Origin of the sequence: Blautia sp. MCC269 (assembly GCF_018785655.1) — a bacterium.
In the GTDB taxonomy this organism is placed as follows: Bacteria; Bacillota; Clostridia; order Lachnospirales; family Lachnospiraceae; genus Blautia_A.
Genome location: NZ_WQQE01000050.1, coordinates 115,448 through 132,239 on the forward strand (window position 1 = coordinate 115,448; position 16,792 = coordinate 132,239).

The 16,792-nt window shown below is 37.4% G+C and carries 17 protein-coding genes; 16 read left to right on the forward strand and 1 reads right to left on the reverse strand.

Annotated elements, in window-relative coordinates; all coding sequences use genetic code 11:
* The 12 genes from GPK88_RS15760 to GPK88_RS15810 form a co-directional block, all read left to right on the forward strand.
* Positions 1 to 809 (forward strand): hypothetical protein (locus GPK88_RS15760; RefSeq protein ID WP_215708027.1); only part of this gene is annotated, 809 nt, incomplete at its 5' end.
* A gap of 329 nt (positions 810 to 1,138) precedes the next feature.
* Positions 1,139 to 2,044 carry a GT-D fold domain-containing protein gene (locus GPK88_RS15765; protein WP_215708028.1) on the forward strand — a complete coding sequence of 302 codons (906 nt, stop codon included), beginning with the start codon at positions 1,139 to 1,141 and terminating at the stop codon, positions 2,042 to 2,044.
* A complete protein-coding gene (locus tag GPK88_RS15770; RefSeq protein ID WP_215708029.1) occupies positions 2,044 to 2,574 on the forward strand; it encodes an acyltransferase in 531 nt (176 codons plus the stop codon). Before GPK88_RS15765 ends, GPK88_RS15770 begins: the two co-directional genes overlap by 1 nt.
* Before the next feature lie 15 nt (positions 2,575 to 2,589).
* Positions 2,590 to 3,384, forward strand: a complete 795-nt coding sequence (locus GPK88_RS15775; protein WP_215708030.1) for a glycosyltransferase family 2 protein — start codon at positions 2,590 to 2,592, stop codon at positions 3,382 to 3,384.
* Positions 3,381 to 4,205: a glycosyltransferase family 2 protein gene (locus GPK88_RS15780; protein WP_215708031.1), complete on the forward strand. Its 825-nt coding sequence runs from the start codon at positions 3,381 to 3,383 to the stop codon at positions 4,203 to 4,205. Before GPK88_RS15775 ends, GPK88_RS15780 begins: the two co-directional genes overlap by 4 nt.
* Positions 4,206 to 4,367: 162 nt before the next feature.
* A complete protein-coding gene (locus tag GPK88_RS15785; RefSeq protein ID WP_215708032.1) occupies positions 4,368 to 5,546 on the forward strand; it encodes an O-antigen ligase family protein in 1,179 nt (392 codons plus the stop codon).
* 14 nt (positions 5,547 to 5,560) lie between these two features.
* On the forward strand, positions 5,561 to 6,520 hold the full coding sequence (locus tag GPK88_RS15790) for a hypothetical protein (protein ID WP_215708033.1): 960 nt from the start codon (positions 5,561 to 5,563) through the stop codon (positions 6,518 to 6,520).
* 14 nt (positions 6,521 to 6,534) lie between these two features.
* Positions 6,535 to 7,551: an O-fucosyltransferase family protein gene (locus tag GPK88_RS15795; protein WP_215708034.1), complete on the forward strand. Its 1,017-nt coding sequence runs from the start codon at positions 6,535 to 6,537 to the stop codon at positions 7,549 to 7,551.
* 116 nt (positions 7,552 to 7,667) lie between these two features.
* Positions 7,668 to 8,642: a glycosyltransferase family 2 protein gene (locus tag GPK88_RS15800; RefSeq protein ID WP_215708035.1), complete on the forward strand. Its 975-nt coding sequence runs from the start codon at positions 7,668 to 7,670 to the stop codon at positions 8,640 to 8,642.
* Between the two features lie 48 nt (positions 8,643 to 8,690).
* Positions 8,691 to 10,223, forward strand: a complete 1,533-nt coding sequence (locus GPK88_RS15805) for a lipopolysaccharide biosynthesis protein (RefSeq protein WP_215708036.1) — start codon at positions 8,691 to 8,693, stop codon at positions 10,221 to 10,223.
* 524 nt (positions 10,224 to 10,747) lie between these two features.
* Entirely contained in the window at positions 10,748 to 10,870 is a 123-nt protein-coding gene (locus GPK88_RS19165; protein ID WP_256442594.1) for a hypothetical protein, read from the forward strand.
* A 43-nt stretch (positions 10,871 to 10,913) separates the two neighbouring features.
* A complete protein-coding gene (locus tag GPK88_RS15810; RefSeq protein WP_330626713.1) occupies positions 10,914 to 11,834 on the forward strand; it encodes an acyltransferase family protein in 921 nt (306 codons plus the stop codon).
* A 76-nt stretch (positions 11,835 to 11,910) separates the two neighbouring features.
* Here the strand turns inward: GPK88_RS15810 and tnpC are convergent, their stop codons facing one another.
* Positions 11,911 to 13,620: an IS66 family transposase gene (gene tnpC, locus GPK88_RS15815; protein WP_215708038.1), complete on the reverse strand. Its 1,710-nt coding sequence runs from the start codon at positions 13,618 to 13,620 to the stop codon at positions 11,911 to 11,913.
* A 142-nt stretch (positions 13,621 to 13,762) separates the two neighbouring features.
* Between tnpC and GPK88_RS15820 the strand changes: the two genes are divergently transcribed.
* From GPK88_RS15820 to GPK88_RS15835, 4 genes are all read left to right on the forward strand, one after another.
* Positions 13,763 to 14,179, forward strand: a complete 417-nt coding sequence (locus GPK88_RS15820; RefSeq protein WP_173763100.1) for a hypothetical protein — start codon at positions 13,763 to 13,765, stop codon at positions 14,177 to 14,179.
* Positions 14,180 to 14,260: 81 nt separating this feature from the next.
* The gene (locus GPK88_RS15825) at positions 14,261 to 15,247 is read left to right on the forward strand and encodes an acyltransferase family protein (protein ID WP_330606568.1); all 987 of its coding nucleotides are present in this window, start codon (positions 14,261 to 14,263) and stop codon (positions 15,245 to 15,247) included.
* A gap of 256 nt (positions 15,248 to 15,503) precedes the next feature.
* Positions 15,504 to 16,406: a sugar phosphate nucleotidyltransferase gene (locus GPK88_RS15830; protein ID WP_173763101.1), complete on the forward strand. Its 903-nt coding sequence runs from the start codon at positions 15,504 to 15,506 to the stop codon at positions 16,404 to 16,406.
* A gap of 6 nt (positions 16,407 to 16,412) precedes the next feature.
* Positions 16,413 to 16,772 (forward strand): hypothetical protein, encoded by a 360-nt coding sequence (locus GPK88_RS15835; protein ID WP_252197790.1) that lies wholly within the window; start codon positions 16,413 to 16,415, stop codon positions 16,770 to 16,772.
* Positions 16,773 to 16,792: the final 20 nt, after the last annotated feature.

Consider the following 16,792-nt stretch of genomic DNA (forward strand, 5'->3'; position numbering starts at 1 on the left):
AGGGAGAGTATATTCTCTTTGTTGATCCGGATGATTATGTTATGCAGGGGTTATTAGAGAGTTTGGATGAAAAACTAAACACAGCTGTTTTTGATATGATTCTATACGGCTTCGTTGAAGAAAATCAAATTAGGAATAGCGTTCAAAACATACTCCCCAAAATTGAAAATGATATTTTATCGAACAAAGAGGCTATAGAAAAGTTGTTTCCACAGTATATTGGATATTCTGTGGAGCATGTAAAAAACTGGCTTCACACTGGTGAGTTCAATCCTAAAAAGGAATGGGGATCAGTATGGAGAGTAGCATATAGGAGAGAGTTCCTTATAGAAAATAAAATACTATTTGATTCTAAAATTGTGTTAAATGAAGACGGCATTTTCAACGCATTGTGCATTAGTAGGGCTGAAAAGATTGGGACAATAAACAAGTGTCTATATTACTATATTGTTCGAACAACAGGCTCAATGTCGCAAAGAATGAAAGAAAATCTAGTGCAAAATAAGTTGGCTCTTTTAGAGGCAAGAGAAAACATTACTTCAAAAATGGAGAAATCTAGTGAGAATATTTTTGCGGGAAGTACAGTTTTTTCAATTTTTGAATTGATGGCCACATCAAACTTGCAGTCATGGAATAGTATTCAAAGATATATACACCACCCCCTGGTACAAAGTTCAATTAAAGTTATGCCTATAGGAGTTAAATTCAAGTATACAGTTCCGATAGTACTACTGAAACTTAAGTGGAATTACTTTTTGTTTTTGAGCATTCAGTTATGCAAAAAAATAGGCGTGTCATTGAATTTATAGAGGAAAATGAAAATGATTAGAAAATTGAAAATACTTCGATGTAAATTGCTACTTTTGAGAAATAGAAATATTCATCTTGGTAAAAACAGTAGGTAACGTTAATGAAGAAACAATAAAACAATATATACAAGAACAATATGAAAGAGATCGCTTAGAAGGGGATTCAGAAAAGTAAAAAAGAGCCGCTTTTAAGCGGCCACCAGTAACTAAAGGAATGGTTTGTTAGACCGCCTTCAGGCGGAAATGCAATGTGCCCTGGAAGGGCAAACACAAACCACCAGCAGAGCTGGTGGTACTGACTTTTGAAAGAACATACATAGGAGATAAGCATGGATAATGATTCTAAAGGTGTGAAAATGCTTAAATCTGTTTATAGAAAGATTAGATTCAAGCAAAGTTATTATTGCTTAGATGTTAAAAACAACAAATGGGGAAATCAGTATATTTACGAGGCAATTATGCGTGGAAAACCATGCATGGTTGCCCGTGGCGGAGCTGTTGAACTTCGTTGCATTGGCGAATATTTGAATGGCAAAGTATTTAGTCCTAAAATGAAAGAAGAAGTGCAAATTTGTGCGGGGGTTTTTCCACCCAATGACGAAATTTTGACGCATTTTTCTGAGTATTACATAGAATGCATGAGTCAGGCAGATTTACTCGCACTTTGGAGCGTTGGGGCAGAAAAGCAAATTGTTAAGCAAAGGTGTACTCAAAGTAAATTTACTCATTTGGAAGCATTGGAACCGTATTATTTCAATAATCCGTGGTCAAGAGCATTGGCTGGAAAGCGGGTTCTTATTGTTCACCCGTTTATAGATAGTATTATAAAACAGTATCAGAAAAGAGAATTGCTTTTTGAAAACAAGAGTATTCTTCCTGAATTCAGTGAATTAATTTGTGTACGTGCTGTTCAGTCGAATGCGGGAGAAACGTCTATCTACAATGATTGGTTTGATGCTCTTGAGCATATGGAAAAGGAAATCAGCAAGTATGATTTTGATATTGCAATTATCGGTGCTGGAGCTTACAGCCTGCCTTTGGCAGCTTACGTGAAACAGCTTGGCAAGATTGCAGTGCAGATGTCCGGTTCTACCCAGATTCTATTCGGTATTAAGGGAAAACGCTGGGAGCAGATTCCTGAAATCTCGAAATTCTTTAATGAAAACTGGATTCGTCCGAGTGAAGATGAAACGCCTAAAGGGAGTACTAAAGTGGAAGGAGGCAGCTACTGGTAATGGGAATTGTAAAAAAACTCAAATTACTTAGGTGCAAACTGATGCTATGGCCTCATAAGAACATTGAATGGGGTAATAATTCTACATTCGGTCGAGGTACTGTGTTTTGGGCACCCAATCACATGAAGATTGGAAATAATGTATATATTGGAAAATACTGCACCATCCAGGCTGATATTGAGATGGGGAACAACATCGAAATAGCTAATACAGTTGGTCTCATTGGAAGATACGATCACGATTATTCCAAAGTGGGTGTCAGTATCAAAGATGCACCATGGATTGGTGATCTTGACTATAATTTTAAAGGACTAAATCAGAAGATTGTTATTGATGATGATGTGTGGATTGGATATGGCTCTGTGGTGTTTACAGGAGTACATATCAATCGGGGAGCGATTATTGCAGCAGGAAGTATAGTTACCAAGGATGTTCCGGCGTATGCGATTGTTGCAGGGAATCCGGCCAAAGTGAAAGGTGCTCGATTTACGGAAGAAGAAATTATTCAGCACGAAAAAGTTCTTTATTGACTGGGAGGAAAGCAAGTGGGTAAGTTTACTTTATCGGTTATTGTGCCGAACTATAACAATGAAAAATATATTCGACAGTGTTTGGAGAGTATCCTTGCCCAGACATATCCTGTGAAAGAATTGATTGTGTACGATGATTGTTCCACGGATGGGTCAAGAATGATTTTGAATGAGTATTCGGAGAAATACTCGAATGTAAAGGTTATTTGGGGCGAGAAAAATGTTGGCGTATCCGTAGCAAGAGATACAGCGATTAGGGCTACAACATCGGACTATGTCTGTATGCTGGATGCGGATGACTACTTTTATAGCAAGAAAAAGCTTGCTGCTGAAATGACGGCGATTGAAAAAATCTATAAAGATAGCGGCAAAAAAGTGATTTCATTTTCACAGACTGTGGATGTTGAGGAGTCAGGTGCTTCTATTAGGACAGTAAATCATGTGAATCTGAGCGGAAATGAACGCTTTCGGATTGTGACCAGGCTGTATAAAAACTATATGCCCAGAGATTATTGCTTTCCGCGTGAAACTTATTTTGAATGCGGTGGATATACAAAAGGTCTTTCCTTGTACGAGGACTGGGAACTGAATATAAAGTTTTTGGATAAAACAGAATTTGTATATTCCGGTGAGTATGGTACTGCCTATAGACATAAAGAGGGTGGGTTATCCTCGGTAGATTATAAGAAACAACTTGAAACTAAGATTAACATTTTTAGGAAATATAAAACAAATTTTAATGAGAAGGCATGGTTTTGTTTGCTTGCGTATGCCGCTTATATCAAACATAGAATAAAAGGATTAATATGATGAAAAAAAGATTGACAGTGATATTTACATGCTTTAATCGCAAAGATAAAACGACAAAAGCAATGAGAAGTCTTGTGGAATTGAATAAGAGCATAGATTTTAATTTTATTATCGTGGATGATAATAGCACCGATGGAACTGTGGATGCCATTAAAGCATTGGGGTATAATTCTGAAATTATTAAAGGAACCGGTAATCTGTATTGGTGTGGTGGTATGAGAGTCGGAATAGAAAAATATCTTCAGTCGAATATTGGAACTGATTGTCTGTTGGTTAATGATGATGTTGACTTTTTTGACACTGCAATTGAGGATATGGTTAGACTTCAAGATGGAAGGGAAAATGTAATCATAGTTGGTGCGACATGTGACCAGAATGGGACATTTACATATGGTTTGAGAATCCATAGAGATAATAAAAGTATTTGGTTAAATGCGATTGAACCTAACAGAGATGAAGTGGTGGGGGATACAATGAACGCAAATTGTGTGCTCATATCAAATAAAGCTATGATGAAAATTGGAAATTTGGATTCTCACTATAGTCATTCATTGGGAGATTATGACTTGGGTTTTAGGATAAAGCGCATGGGTTATAAACTGATTTCATCAGCAGAGTACGTAGGACATTGTGAAGAAAATGGCTTTGAGAATTCTTGGCGAGATCCGAAGTTAGGTAGAATTGAAAGAATAAAAAAGAAAGAATCACCCAAAGGAAGCCCATTTATGGAATGGTGGCATTTCTTGTATTCAAATTATAATTTGTTTTTAGCAATAAAGTATAGTGTCATTCCCTATGTTAAAATTTTAATAGGAAAGTAAGTATGATTTTCTAGATATATGATCGTTTCTGGACAATTTACTGTTTCTAATGTGTTAGTTTTATGCGGGTGTATTGTCAGCTTGTATTAAAAATCTAAGGGGTAATAAAATATAACTCCTTTATTTTAAAACACTCCAAAATGTGAAGAGTAGGTGAGATATATGATTTCAAAAAAAAATTGCATGATATATTTAACGTTGTTGACGTTTTTTCCGCCTGGAGCTATTACTCATAATGCAGCAGTGGGACTTTTACTCAATGCTATACAGGTGTACTTGCTTGTCTATTACGCTTTGTATTTCTTTAAGAACGGATTAGATAATGGAATAAATCTTTTTAGCGTTCCGCTGCTCTTGTATCCTGTCGTCATATTTATATCTACACTAATACATCATACAGATCTCTATTCGGGAACAGTAGATTTAGTTAACTTTTGGGGACTACTCTTTTTTTTGGAGTATTTTTTTAAGAAGGATATAGGCAGATTGATTTCCTGCCTTGCTAAATTTTTTTCAGTACTTGCAATTATTAATTATATGTATTTGATTATCAACCATTTTCTATTAGGAAAGAGTGCGGATGATTCGCTTTTTATAACGGTTTCAAATTCAATTTCAATTGTTTTAATTTTTTCAATTGTTATCTGTGTTGTGAATTCTTGGCAAAATGGAAAAACTATTGATGCAAGAACCATTATTGTCATTTTGTGTACAGCTCACACGGAGATTCTTGTTTGGTCAGGTACCGGACTCGTAGGTTACGCTATTGCTCTGGTTATCCTTATTATTTGTATAATAAAAAGGAATCACATTTGGGCAAATCCATATGTGTTGACTGTATCAGCACTCATTCTCTTTTTTGCAATTACAATATTTAGAGAGCAGGGGTTTTTATCATACATAGTTGAAGATGTATTACAGAAAGATTTGACTTTTACAGGAAGAACAACGATTTGGGATTTTTATTTGTTACGTATACTAGAATCTCCAATGTTAGGATATGGCAGTGGGTATCGTCCATATTTAAATCTATTTCCACATTCTGGTTATTTAAACATCATGATAATGGGTGGAGCAGTTAACGCCGTATTCTTGAGCGTAGCAGTGGTAGCATGCTTCAAACGTATGCGTAAGGAACCAAACAGAAAAATAAATGTTTTGATAATATGGACTATATTTGCCTACGAAATTATGATGTTGACGGAAATGCCAGATATACTTTATTTGGTAATACTTATGTATTTAGGATATTATGGAAGCAAGCTTGATATGTATAATAAAGTGTTGTCTGATATAGGAACAACATCTAACATTGATAAATCAATTGAGAAAATGATTTGAAAGGATATAAGTTTATGAATCATGTATGGACTGTAACAAAAACTATAGCTGCAGAAAAGCTTGGGCTTCGACGTTCGTTAATACTTCCAGATAAATCTCAAAGAAGTATCTCGTCTTATGTGGGAAAACATCTTTTGAGGTGTGATGAAACGAACGAATACATAGCCAAAAGAATTAAGTCTGGAGAGCCATTTATGGTTGGACGATACGGAGCCACTGAATTATTTGCAACATCTACGTTTGATTTTAACATATCACAAAAAAAAGATGATGCCATCAATCAGCTGAATAAATGGTCTGGTTTTTTCCCAAAAGACAAAATGCTTGGTGATAGATTTGCAAAGTGCATTATTGACGCATCAAAGCAGGTTGAGTTGCTTGGTGTTTGGGGGCTAAGATTTGAAGATTATTATATAAGGCATTATATGAGTGCAGATGCGAGAATTACTTTTTTATTTAACTTAGAACCGTGGAAAAATCCAATGAATCCATGGAGTGCTGCGTTAGAGGGGAAAAAGGTTCTGGTAATTCATCCGTTTGCAGAGACAATACAAAGTCAATATCAGAAGCGACAGGAGATTTTTCCGGGGACAGATATTCTACCGAGATTTGAACTGAAAACATTAAAAGCGGTACAGACTGTAGCTGGAGAAAAGGATGAACGATTTGCAACTTGGTTTGATGCGTTAGAGTGGATGTATCAAGAGGCAATAAAAATAGATTTTGATATAGCCATTATTGGATGCGGTGCTTATGGCTTTCCGCTTGCAGCAAAACTCAAGCAAGCCAGTAAGCAGGCAGTTCATCTAGGTGGTGCGACTCAACTAATGTTTGGAATTAAAGGTAAACGATGGGAAGAAGATTACAATGGCTATGAATATATAAGAAAATGGTTTAATGATGCGTGGGTATATCCCAGTGAACAGGATAAACCCCAAAACGCAGATACGGTTGAAGGTGGCTGCTATTGGTAAGGTGGTGAAGAAGAGTGCGACAGAAAAAAATAAAAAATGCAGGCAAGGAAAATTTGATTGAAAAAGTGAAAAGAAAACTTCGTCTAAGCTGGGTTTCAAAAATGAGGAATACAAAGCTGTATCCATATTGCTATCGGTCATATTGGCATGCCATTTTCGGAAGAAATTCAAAAGAAAATGTGACAAAAGGAGCATATTCTAACCTTTATTTTGCCGCTCGTCCAAATCCTGGTGCGGGGATAGGCCATCAGATGGCAAATTGGATTGCAGGATTTTGGTTTTCCGAACAATTTGGGTTAAAGTTTGCTCACATTCCGTTTTCTAATGTTGAATGGGAAGATTTTTTGGGGTTTTATCAAGATGAGAAAACGATGAAAGAGCTAAAAAATGAAGGGTATCTAATAAAGCGGATTCCTAAGTTTGACGAAGCTAATTCTGATGAAGTAGCTACTATTAAACGAATAATTGATTCATATAAAGGGAAGCAAGTTGTATTTCTTGCTGAGCAAGATCAGTTCTATCAAGAGCAATTTGGCGTTATGGAGCAAATACAAGAAAAATTTTATAAAGCACCAGCTAGAAAAAATGATAAGCTGATATATGACAGTAGTTGCTTTAATATAGCAATTCATGTTAGACGTGGTGACATCGTCCAAAAACAAGGAGAAGATAATCCTAATTTAACAATGCGATATCAAAGTAATGACTATTTTGTCAATGCACTTAAAACAGTTCTAGAGTATTTAAAAGAACAGAAAAACGTACATATATATCTGTTCTCTCAAGGTAAGGAAGAAGATTTTCAGGATTTTGAGGCGTTTAAAAATCTTCATCTTTGTCTTGACATGGGAGCACAGGACAGTTTTCTCCATATGATTTATGCAGATGCATTAATAACAAGTAAAAGCTCTTTTTCTTATAAGCCAGCATTGCTAAACAAAGGTCTGAAATTTTGTCCTGCAAATTTTTGGCATGGGTATCCACATGAAAAAGATTGGATTTTATTGGATGAAACAGGAAAAATAAAGTAACTCAGTTTTACTCACAATTAGAGTGTTTTTGTTCGAGGGAAAAGAAATGTATTCTGAGTAATTATGGGAGGGGAAAAGATGGGAAACAGTACAACGTGTAAACAAGGAGGATTAACATGACGAATCAAATATTATTGTCTATTCTTGTTCCAGTTTATAATTCAGGGTCTACGATAGAACGTTGCATTAATTCTTTATGCGAAGAAAATGTAAGCGATTATGAGATTGTAATTGTAGATGACGGCTCTGAAGATAAGAGCTATGAGAAATTAGATCATTTGAGTGAACGATTTCGTTTCCTGAAGATTGTTTCCCAAAATAACGCTGGAGTATCTGCTACTCGACAAAAACTTATTACTCTTGCTCAAGGAAAATACCTGATGTTTTGTGACTCAGATGATTATTTTGAACCCGAAACAATAAAGTATATGATGAATTTATTGCATTCTCAGACACTAGAAAGTAACAGCCCAGATATATATATTTTCGGATATAATTTGGTACGTAGCTGGGGATCAAAATCTATAAACAAAAGACATTTTAAAAATGGAATTTATCAGAAAAGGACTGTATCTAAATATCATGTGAATGGAATTTCAGATTTATATTGGTCAGCACTATGGAATAAATGTTATAAAAGAGAACTTTGTGTACAGCCGCCAATTATTTTTGAAAAATGTATGGAAGACGTAATGTTCAATGTTGATTATATGAGTAGAGTTAAAAATATATACGTATCTGAACGCCGTATCTATAATTATGTTCAAATTGGTGAGTCATTGACGAGAACAAAAAGAACTGACACCACAGAATCGATTATTGAAGCAGACACTGCATATAGCACTTTAATGGGTAAGTTGCTGACGACTTACCCGGAAGATCGTACAGCCATTCTGTCGCGTATTTATCGATATTATAAATCTCTCGATAGACGAGCAACTGCGATCGGGGAAAGAAAAAGAGTAGATTGTTCAATAAATGCAATCAAGAAACAATTAAAATGGCGAGTGTTTTATGTTGATTTGATTTTTTATATTGATTTTCTGCTCAGAAGAGCAAAAAAAATAATGATAGAAGCTATTAGAAAATGATTTGAATAATGCTAGTTAAGTAAAGTATATGGAGGAGCGCAGATAGCGGTGAGTAGAATACAGAATTCGTTACGAAATATTATGTTTGGGGCTGTTAATAGAATTGTAAGTATTCTATTCCCGTTCATTGTAAGAACAATATTTATACGATTTTTAGGAGAAGAGTATCTTGGACTGAATAGTTTGTATAGTTCTATTCTTCAAGTTCTTAATTTGGCTGATCTTGGTTTTGCTAGCGCAATAGTGGCAAGCATGTATAAGCCAATTGCTGAAGGAAATACGGATAAAGTATGTGCTTTAATGAATCTTTATCGCAAACTTTATAAAATGATTGGTTCGATAATTTTGATTATAGGCCTTTTCCTTACGCCGTTTATAGATAGATTGATCAGTGGTGAATCACCATCGGATGTTAATATTTATTTGCTGTGGTTACTATATCTATGTAATACAGTTGTAAGTTATTTGTTTTTTGCATACAAAGTATCTTTGATTAATGCTCATCAGAGAAATGATATTACAGAGAAGATAGGCGCTGCGTGCAAAATCATCATAAGTATTTTGCAGGTTGTGATTGTTGCGGCTTTCAAGAACATGTATCTTTATGTGTTACTCACAGTTATAAATTCCGTCATTTATAATCTTTGGTGTTCTGTCGAGTGCGATAAAAGATATCCACAGTATAAATGCAGAGGAGAATTGGACAAGAATACCAAGCAAAAAATAACAAAAAATGTTGTGGCCCTTGCAATACAAAAGATTGGAAATACACTGTCAGTATCTCTTGACTCTATAGTTATATCCGCTTTTCTTGGTTTGACCACAGTAGCAATTTATGGCAATTACTATTATATTGTATCTGCTATTGCAACCTTTGTGAATCTGATTTACAGTTCAGTCACTGCTAGTATAGGAAATAGTATTGCAACGGAAACACCAGAAAAGAATCTGAGCGATTTTAGAAAGTTTTTTTTCCTAAATACATGGATCATCGGATGGTGTTGCGTTTGCTTTGTGTGCCTATTTCAGGACTTTATGATTGTGTGGATGGGAGAAAAACTCCTTTTTGGAATGAGTATTGTAGTAATGCTTGTTATGAGATTCTATTTTGAGCAGATTCGAAAGGTTGTCTTAACTTATAAAGACGCTGCGGGAATGTGGTGGGCTGATAAATGGAAACCACTGGTAGGATGTCTTGTAAATCTCATATTAAACATTATTCTTGTAAAGAGTATTGGAGTAGCCGGTGTGATGCTCTCAACGATAATTAGTTATACATTAATAGAACTTCCGTGGGAAACAAAGGTGTTGTTTAAAATATATTTTAAGCAGAGTCCGAAAAACTATTACTTTGATATGGTAACAATTTCGGTGAGTATGCTCATAGCTGGAGTTGCAACATATTATGTATGTTCATTTATTAATCTAGGCCACATAGCTAATATCATCACAAAACTGATTGTGTGCATTATAGCGCCGAACATTCTGTTTATGATACTTAATATTAGAAATAAAAATTATTATGTTGCAGTTAGATTTGTAAAAGGAATTATAGGTCGATATATTTGGAAGAGATCATGAGGGAATATATACAAGAACTAAGATGACGGTTTATATGTTTGAAAATTAAAGCGCATAGTAGTGTATTGTAAATTATGAAATTTATCCAGGGAGATAGTTATATGATGCATGGTATAGAATGGTTACAAAGAACAGTATACAAAGTAGAGAAAAGAGTATGGGGAGACTGTCCGAAAACTAGGATGAGCCTTCACTGAAATTAAGATTGAGTCACTCATATGGGTGTTCAATATAAATAAAAAATGTACATTGAAAACTGAATAAAGTACACAGAAATCATGCAGCGATGGTTCAAATATAGTATAATTCACTAGGAAAGTATCAGATTCAGAGCAGTTAAAAAGAGCAGATTTCTTCACTGAGTAAATCTGCTCTGAATGTGATTCTTTCCAATTGTACCAATTCGCGGACATGTAGCCACAGAGTATGAAAAGTCGGAAGCTGATCTTTTTTAAATTCATTGGGCGGAGTAATCGGAGGAATTTTATATTATATTTGTAAAATAGTGAAAGGGGGAAAAAGAGTTGACAAGGGAAAATATGATGGATAAAATCGTGACAGACAGACAGACAGACAGACAGACAGACAGACAGACAGACAGACAGACAGACAGACAGACAGACAGACAGACGGGACTATATTGCTGATTGCTGGAGAATATTAGCTATTCTGATGGTTCTAACCGTGCATGTGAATGGGTATTTAACCCAACCCCCCGCGGCAATTAATAAATTGTTTAGTTTAGGTGCCTACGGCGTAGCACTGTATTTTTTGATTAGTGGGTACTTTAGCTATGCATCTGTCAAGAACTCTAAATCGATAAAAGAATATGCTTACAAAAAGGCTATTCGTATTTTGCCGATGTATTATCTTTCGTTAGTGTGTACATTTATTTTGGATGCATTAATTTTGAAAGACCTTCCGATAAGCTGGGAATGGTTATATCATATTCCGTTTTTAAATATGTTTGTTCCAAGTCAAGAATGGCAGTGGTGGAATTCAGTTAATTTTTTCTGGACAATGCCTGCTTTTGTAGCCTGGTACATAATTTCGCCGTTCATATTTAAATATATAAACAATGCGAAAAAAGCAACACTTGTGACAATGTGTACGGTTTGTATTACTCCATTTTTGAAGAAATGGATGTATTATTTTGCAAGTGAGCAATTTGTAAACTGGAACTTTTTTTGCCTGCTTTATGTATTTCTGTTTGGTGTATTGGCGTGTTTTGTTATTCAGGAAAGCAAAAAAGTATATGGGATTTTGAGCGGGGTTGGTATCGGTATTTTAGGACTCATATGTGGAAATAAAAGTGGCTTTTTTGCGTTTGGACTTGCATTTTATTTGTGCATTGTTGCAGTCAGCTGCTTTAACATTAGATTTGAAAGCACGCGGTTTAAAAACACGATAAAAGCATTGTCAAATATCACATATTCTGTTTATTTATCACATTATTTCATTTTGAAATTGTGCAATAGAGTAATATCTAATCTATATTGGCCTGTTGCGTATATTGGCTTTATAGTGATGGCTTTAGGCATAGGATATGTTCTATGGAGATTTGTTGAGAATCCGGTGGCAAATTTTTTGAGGGTAAATCCTCAAACATGAGTACTGGGTATCAAAAATCCCCGCTAAAATGCGGGGATTGAGCAGATTTTACAGAATAGATAGGCACATTGAAAAATTAAGACTTTTTGTGTCGACTGGGGCATTCTTTCTGGACTCTGGGTGACCATGGAAGGAGATCATCAATAAATCTGAGATCTTTGTCATCCATGTGCTGAGGAATCTCAGTAAGCAGCAGATTGAAATATTCGAAAGTATTTATCATGTTTGCTTTTGCTGTTTCAACCAGACTGTAGAGGATCGCACTTGCCTTTGCACCATTGGAAGATTCGATCATTACAAAGTTCTTGCGGCCAATGGTAAAAGGCCGGATTGCCTGTTCTGCATAATTGTTATCCATCGGGACATTCCCATCAGATAAAAACACACGAAGATATTCTTCCTGATTTATGCTGTAAGCGAGAGCCTTTCCAATTGTACTGTTATGAGTTACCTGTGAGTACTTCTGTTTTGCCCATGCGAAATAAGCATCCACTTTTTCTGAAAGAACAAGCTGACGCTGCTTTTTACGTTCTGTAACAGAGAGGTCATCAAAAGTATTATCGATGTGCATGATCTCTGTGATCATGCTATATGCTTCCTGGGCAATCGATCCTCTGGCAGTGTCCTGACCGACAGACTTTATGAATTCTGCAAAAGGTCTTCTGGCGTGGATCCAGCAGCCTGCTACTTTAAGATCACGGCGTTCTTTTGCAAGCTTATGGTAGACCTGATATCCATCCGTGATCACAGTTCCGGAGAATGTCTTCAGGAATTCCCGCGGATGGTCAGAATGACGGGAAGGCTGCCAGTCAAAGAGGACGATGGGATGAGTCCCGCGCAGCGGCCGGTTTCGGTAGACCCACATGTAAGTCTTCTTGCCATTTTTGATCTTTGCATGATCGATCCGCATAACTTTTACCGGTGACTCATCTGCATGTATGACCTTACTGTCATAGATCAGTTCATGGAGCCGGTCATAGATCAGGGACAGATATACATCAGTACTTTTGATCACCCAGTTTGCCATGGTATTTGTGGAAAGCTGGATACCATTTGTTTTAAAAGCCTTTGACTGTCGTTCCAGAGGCAGGGCATTTGTATACTTGCCATTGATGATGGAAGCGACCAGTGCAGGGGTAGCGATACTGTTACGGAAAAGATCCTTTGGTCTTGGAGCTTTCAGGATAGTCCCGTCATTACTTTTGGAGGCATAGACATGGACATGATGTTCATCCACGATAAATGTTTCCGGAATGATGTGCAGGCGTTTATAAACTTCCTCAGGGAGTTCCTTGTAACCGTCAGGAAACTTTACTGCCAGTTCCTCGTCAGAAAGAGTGTGTTCGATGATGCGTGCCGGAAGTCCGGACAGATCGGATTCACGTTTGCCGACAGCTTTTTTACGGTGGTAAGACGGGATGATCACTTCAGTGATCTCAGGTTCTTTTAAAGGATCCTGTTTCAGATATTCAACCTCATTGAAGGAATCGAACAGGGAGAGCTGACCATCAACTTCAGATACGGCAGATTCAGATTTACGGCCAAAGAACCGCTGGTTCATGAGGCGGATCTGTTCTGTGAGCAGTTCGATCTGGCGGTTATTATCGGACAGCTGAGCGTTGGCATGATCCAGCTGGGACTGCAGGGCAAGGAGCTGATCCTGTAAAGAAGATACGATAACAACGAGGGCTTCTTTGCCGAGATTATTTAACTGTTCATCAAGAGAATAGAAGGGGTCAGGTACCGGAAATTTTTCATAAAGAAAGCCTAAAAGTTTTATAAACACGCCGCACATCGAGTGCGGTAGTCATCCGGGTCAACAGCCTCTGTGCGGCGGGTGATAGACTGTGAACTTCCAGTAAATTTACGACTAAAATCGATTTACCCGCATAAATACTCAATGTCATTAACTTAACATTTAGTGCTTTATGAAAAAGGAGAACATTACATATGAAGAATCTATATTCACTTTTTTATCCCAGGCATACAGGGATTGCTGGGGTGATTATAACCGCTCATTAAAACTTAAGAATTTCCCGAAATGGGACTATGTAATCCTGACAGCTTCCAATGAGCAGCAGGCCGAGGGATTTCGTAAGCAGATAGAGGAACGTAGGGCTTTTCTTCCGAAGGAGACCACTTTTGTTGCAATTCCGGATCGCGATGGTAAGCGTGTGGGATCTGGCGGAGCAACTCTGGAAGTGCTGAAATACCTGCATGAGCAGGAAGAATCCTTTGACGGTCTTCGTATACTGGTTATTCATTCGGGTGGAGACAGTAAGGTGGTCAAAATCATCCAGAGTTATACTGGTGTGATTGATAAAATGGTGTGGCGAAAATATTAATGCTACTTGACAATTAGAGGAAAGAGGATATGCGTTTGAGAGCAGAGCAGAGCAGAGCAGAGCAGAGCAACTTATATTGATATTGCAAAGGCAATTGGAATTATCTGCGTTCTTATAGGTCACAGCTTTACAGCTGACTGCATAGGAATACTTATATATGCTTTCCATATGCCACTTTTTTTTCTTGTAAGCGGATTTTTATCAAAGAAGAAGAGAAGTCTGGCAGACTGGATGAAGAAAAAGACGAGAACTCTTTTGGTACCATATTTTGTGTCTTGCGCTGGAATAGTGATTGCAAGCATATTTTTTGAGAGCTTAGTGACACTACTGAAGGATAACAATGCAGTATTTATACTTAATATACAAAAATGGGTTAGGGCAGCTTTTATTGGCCTAGGATACCATGCAGAACTATGGCAGACATCATTGCCAGCGATTGGTCCGATATGGTTCTTGCTGGCACTGTTTTGGGCACTGCTACTGTTAGAGCTTTATAAAAGAACAAAGTATCCTATGGCTTGCGCAATAGGGGTCTCTTTTTTGAGTCTAGCGTTACACCATTTTTTCTGGCTTCCGTGGTCAATACAAGAAGGAATGGTGGCTAGCCTTTTTGCAACAGTGGGTTATAGTATTAGCCTTGAAAAAGTCAAGCAGAATAGAATATTAGTTTGTTGTGTGGCGATATTGTACCTGTTGTTTTGCTTGTTTAGCGGTAGCCATCTGGATATGGTGAAATGTGCCTTTCCATATGGGCCGGTAGATTTTGTTGGAGCAGTGTGCTGTGTTATTGCTATCTTAATGGTATCTATACGATTACAAAATCACTTGATGAGCAGATTGCTACCTGTGATAGGAAGGAATTCGATTTGGATTCTCTGCATCCACACGATAGAGTTTGATGTCTTTCCTTGGTGGATTTTAGCACGGATATGTACAATGGCAAAAATAGGTGGCTTATATGAAACGGCTCAAGCTATTCTGCGAATTGTAATGGCTATCTGCATTTCGATGATAGCGGAAAAAATGCGGGATATGGATCATGCTACAACAAATCTGAAGAATATATGATAAATCTGTTGAAGGATTAGTCACATGCAGTGCTCTGTTTTTTACATGCGTTTCATTGAATGTACAATCATTAGATGATGATTAATAACTGGCGAAGGGGAGGCTATTAAAGAATAGGAAAAACTGAATATCTATAGATTAGTGAAAACAATTTGGTCATAGGTATTAGTGCGTGAGACGCTGTGCGCTTAACATAAGCCGAGAAATCTCGCTAAGAGTGTGACTGTGGAATAAAAGATAGCAAGAGGAAAAAATTATGAAAACAACATTACTTATCATGGCGGCCGGTATCGGCAGCCGATTTGGAACAGGAATCAAGCAGCTGGAGCCGGTTGATGATGCTAACCATATCATCATGGACTACTCAATTCATGATGCAATTGAGGCTGGATTCAACCATGTAGTATTTATCATCCGCAAGGATATCGAGAAGGAGTTCAAAGAGGTCATCGGAGACCGTATTGCCTCTATTTGCTCTTCTCATAACGTAACTGTGGACTACGCATTTCAGGATATCAACGATATTCCGGGAGAACTTCCGGCAGGCCGTACAAAGCCGTGGGGAACTGGACAGGCCGTGCTTGCGGCGAAGAAAGCAATCAAAACCCCATTCATTGTGATTAATGCAGATGATTACTACGGCAAAGAGGGCTTCAAAGCCGTCCATGACTATTTGGTGAACGGCGGTAAGTCCTGTATGGCAGGTTTTGTGCTGAAGAACACACTGTCCGATAATGGTGGTGTGACCCGCGGCATCTGCAAGATGGATGCGGAAAATAACTTGACTGAGGTCGTAGAGACCAAGAACATCGTAAAAACAGCGGATGGGGCAGAAGCAGACGGAAAAGTGATTGATGTGAATTCTCTGGTTTCTATGAATATGTGGGGATTAACTCCTGATTTTCTGGATGTTCTGGAGGAAGGCTTCAAAGAGTTTTTCGAGAAGGAAGTCCCGGGCAATCCTCTGAAAGCCGAGTATCTGATTCCAATTTTTATCGGTGAACTGCTGAATAAAGGCAAGATGTCCGTGAAGGTTCTGAGGACCAACGATACATGGTACGGCATGACCTATCATGAGGATGTCGCAGCGGTAAAGGACAGCTTCAAGAAGATGCTGGCGGATGGCATGTACAAGGCTGACCTGTTCAGTGATCTGTAAACGACGATGAAAGAAACGATCGATTTACTCGGAAAGATCCTCACAAACATTTTAACTGCTCTTTATGAGCCGTTTGGATTTTCGCTCTTGCTTTCTTTTCTTGCTATGTTTTTCTACCTGTATGCGTATGAGCCAATACATGCTGGCAAAGGCTGGAAGAGTGCCATAGTGACCTGGTATCAGAAATTCAAAGAGAGTGTGTTCTTTCGGAAGTTGTTTTTCTTATTTTTTGTGACCTCACTTATTCTGTTCCGAACCCTGTTAAACCGGAACCTATGGATGAATCCTTTATCTGATGTCAAAGCACAGTGGGGTCAGGTACTCGAAAGAGGATATAAAAAGAAGAAAAGTAGAGCGAAAATTTGATAAAAGATCTATAAAGAAAA

Coding starts and splice junctions, on each gene's coding strand:
- GPK88_RS15765 (WP_215708028.1), top strand. CDS start 1,139: ATGGATAATGATTCTAAAGGTGTGAAAATGCTTAAATCTGTTTATAGA.
- GPK88_RS15800 (WP_215708035.1), top strand. CDS start 7,668: ATGACGAATCAAATATTATTGTCTATTCTTGTTCCAGTTTATAATTCA.
- GPK88_RS15770 (WP_215708029.1), top strand. CDS start 2,044: ATGGGAATTGTAAAAAAACTCAAATTACTTAGGTGCAAACTGATGCTA.
- GPK88_RS15820 (WP_173763100.1), top strand. CDS start 13,763: ATGAAAAAGGAGAACATTACATATGAAGAATCTATATTCACTTTTTTA.
- GPK88_RS15830 (WP_173763101.1), top strand. CDS start 15,504: ATGAAAACAACATTACTTATCATGGCGGCCGGTATCGGCAGCCGATTT.
- GPK88_RS15785 (WP_215708032.1), top strand. CDS start 4,368: ATGATTTCAAAAAAAAATTGCATGATATATTTAACGTTGTTGACGTTT.
- GPK88_RS15835 (WP_252197790.1), top strand. CDS start 16,413: ATGAAAGAAACGATCGATTTACTCGGAAAGATCCTCACAAACATTTTA.
- GPK88_RS15790 (WP_215708033.1), top strand. CDS start 5,561: ATGAATCATGTATGGACTGTAACAAAAACTATAGCTGCAGAAAAGCTT.
- GPK88_RS15780 (WP_215708031.1), top strand. CDS start 3,381: ATGATGAAAAAAAGATTGACAGTGATATTTACATGCTTTAATCGCAAA.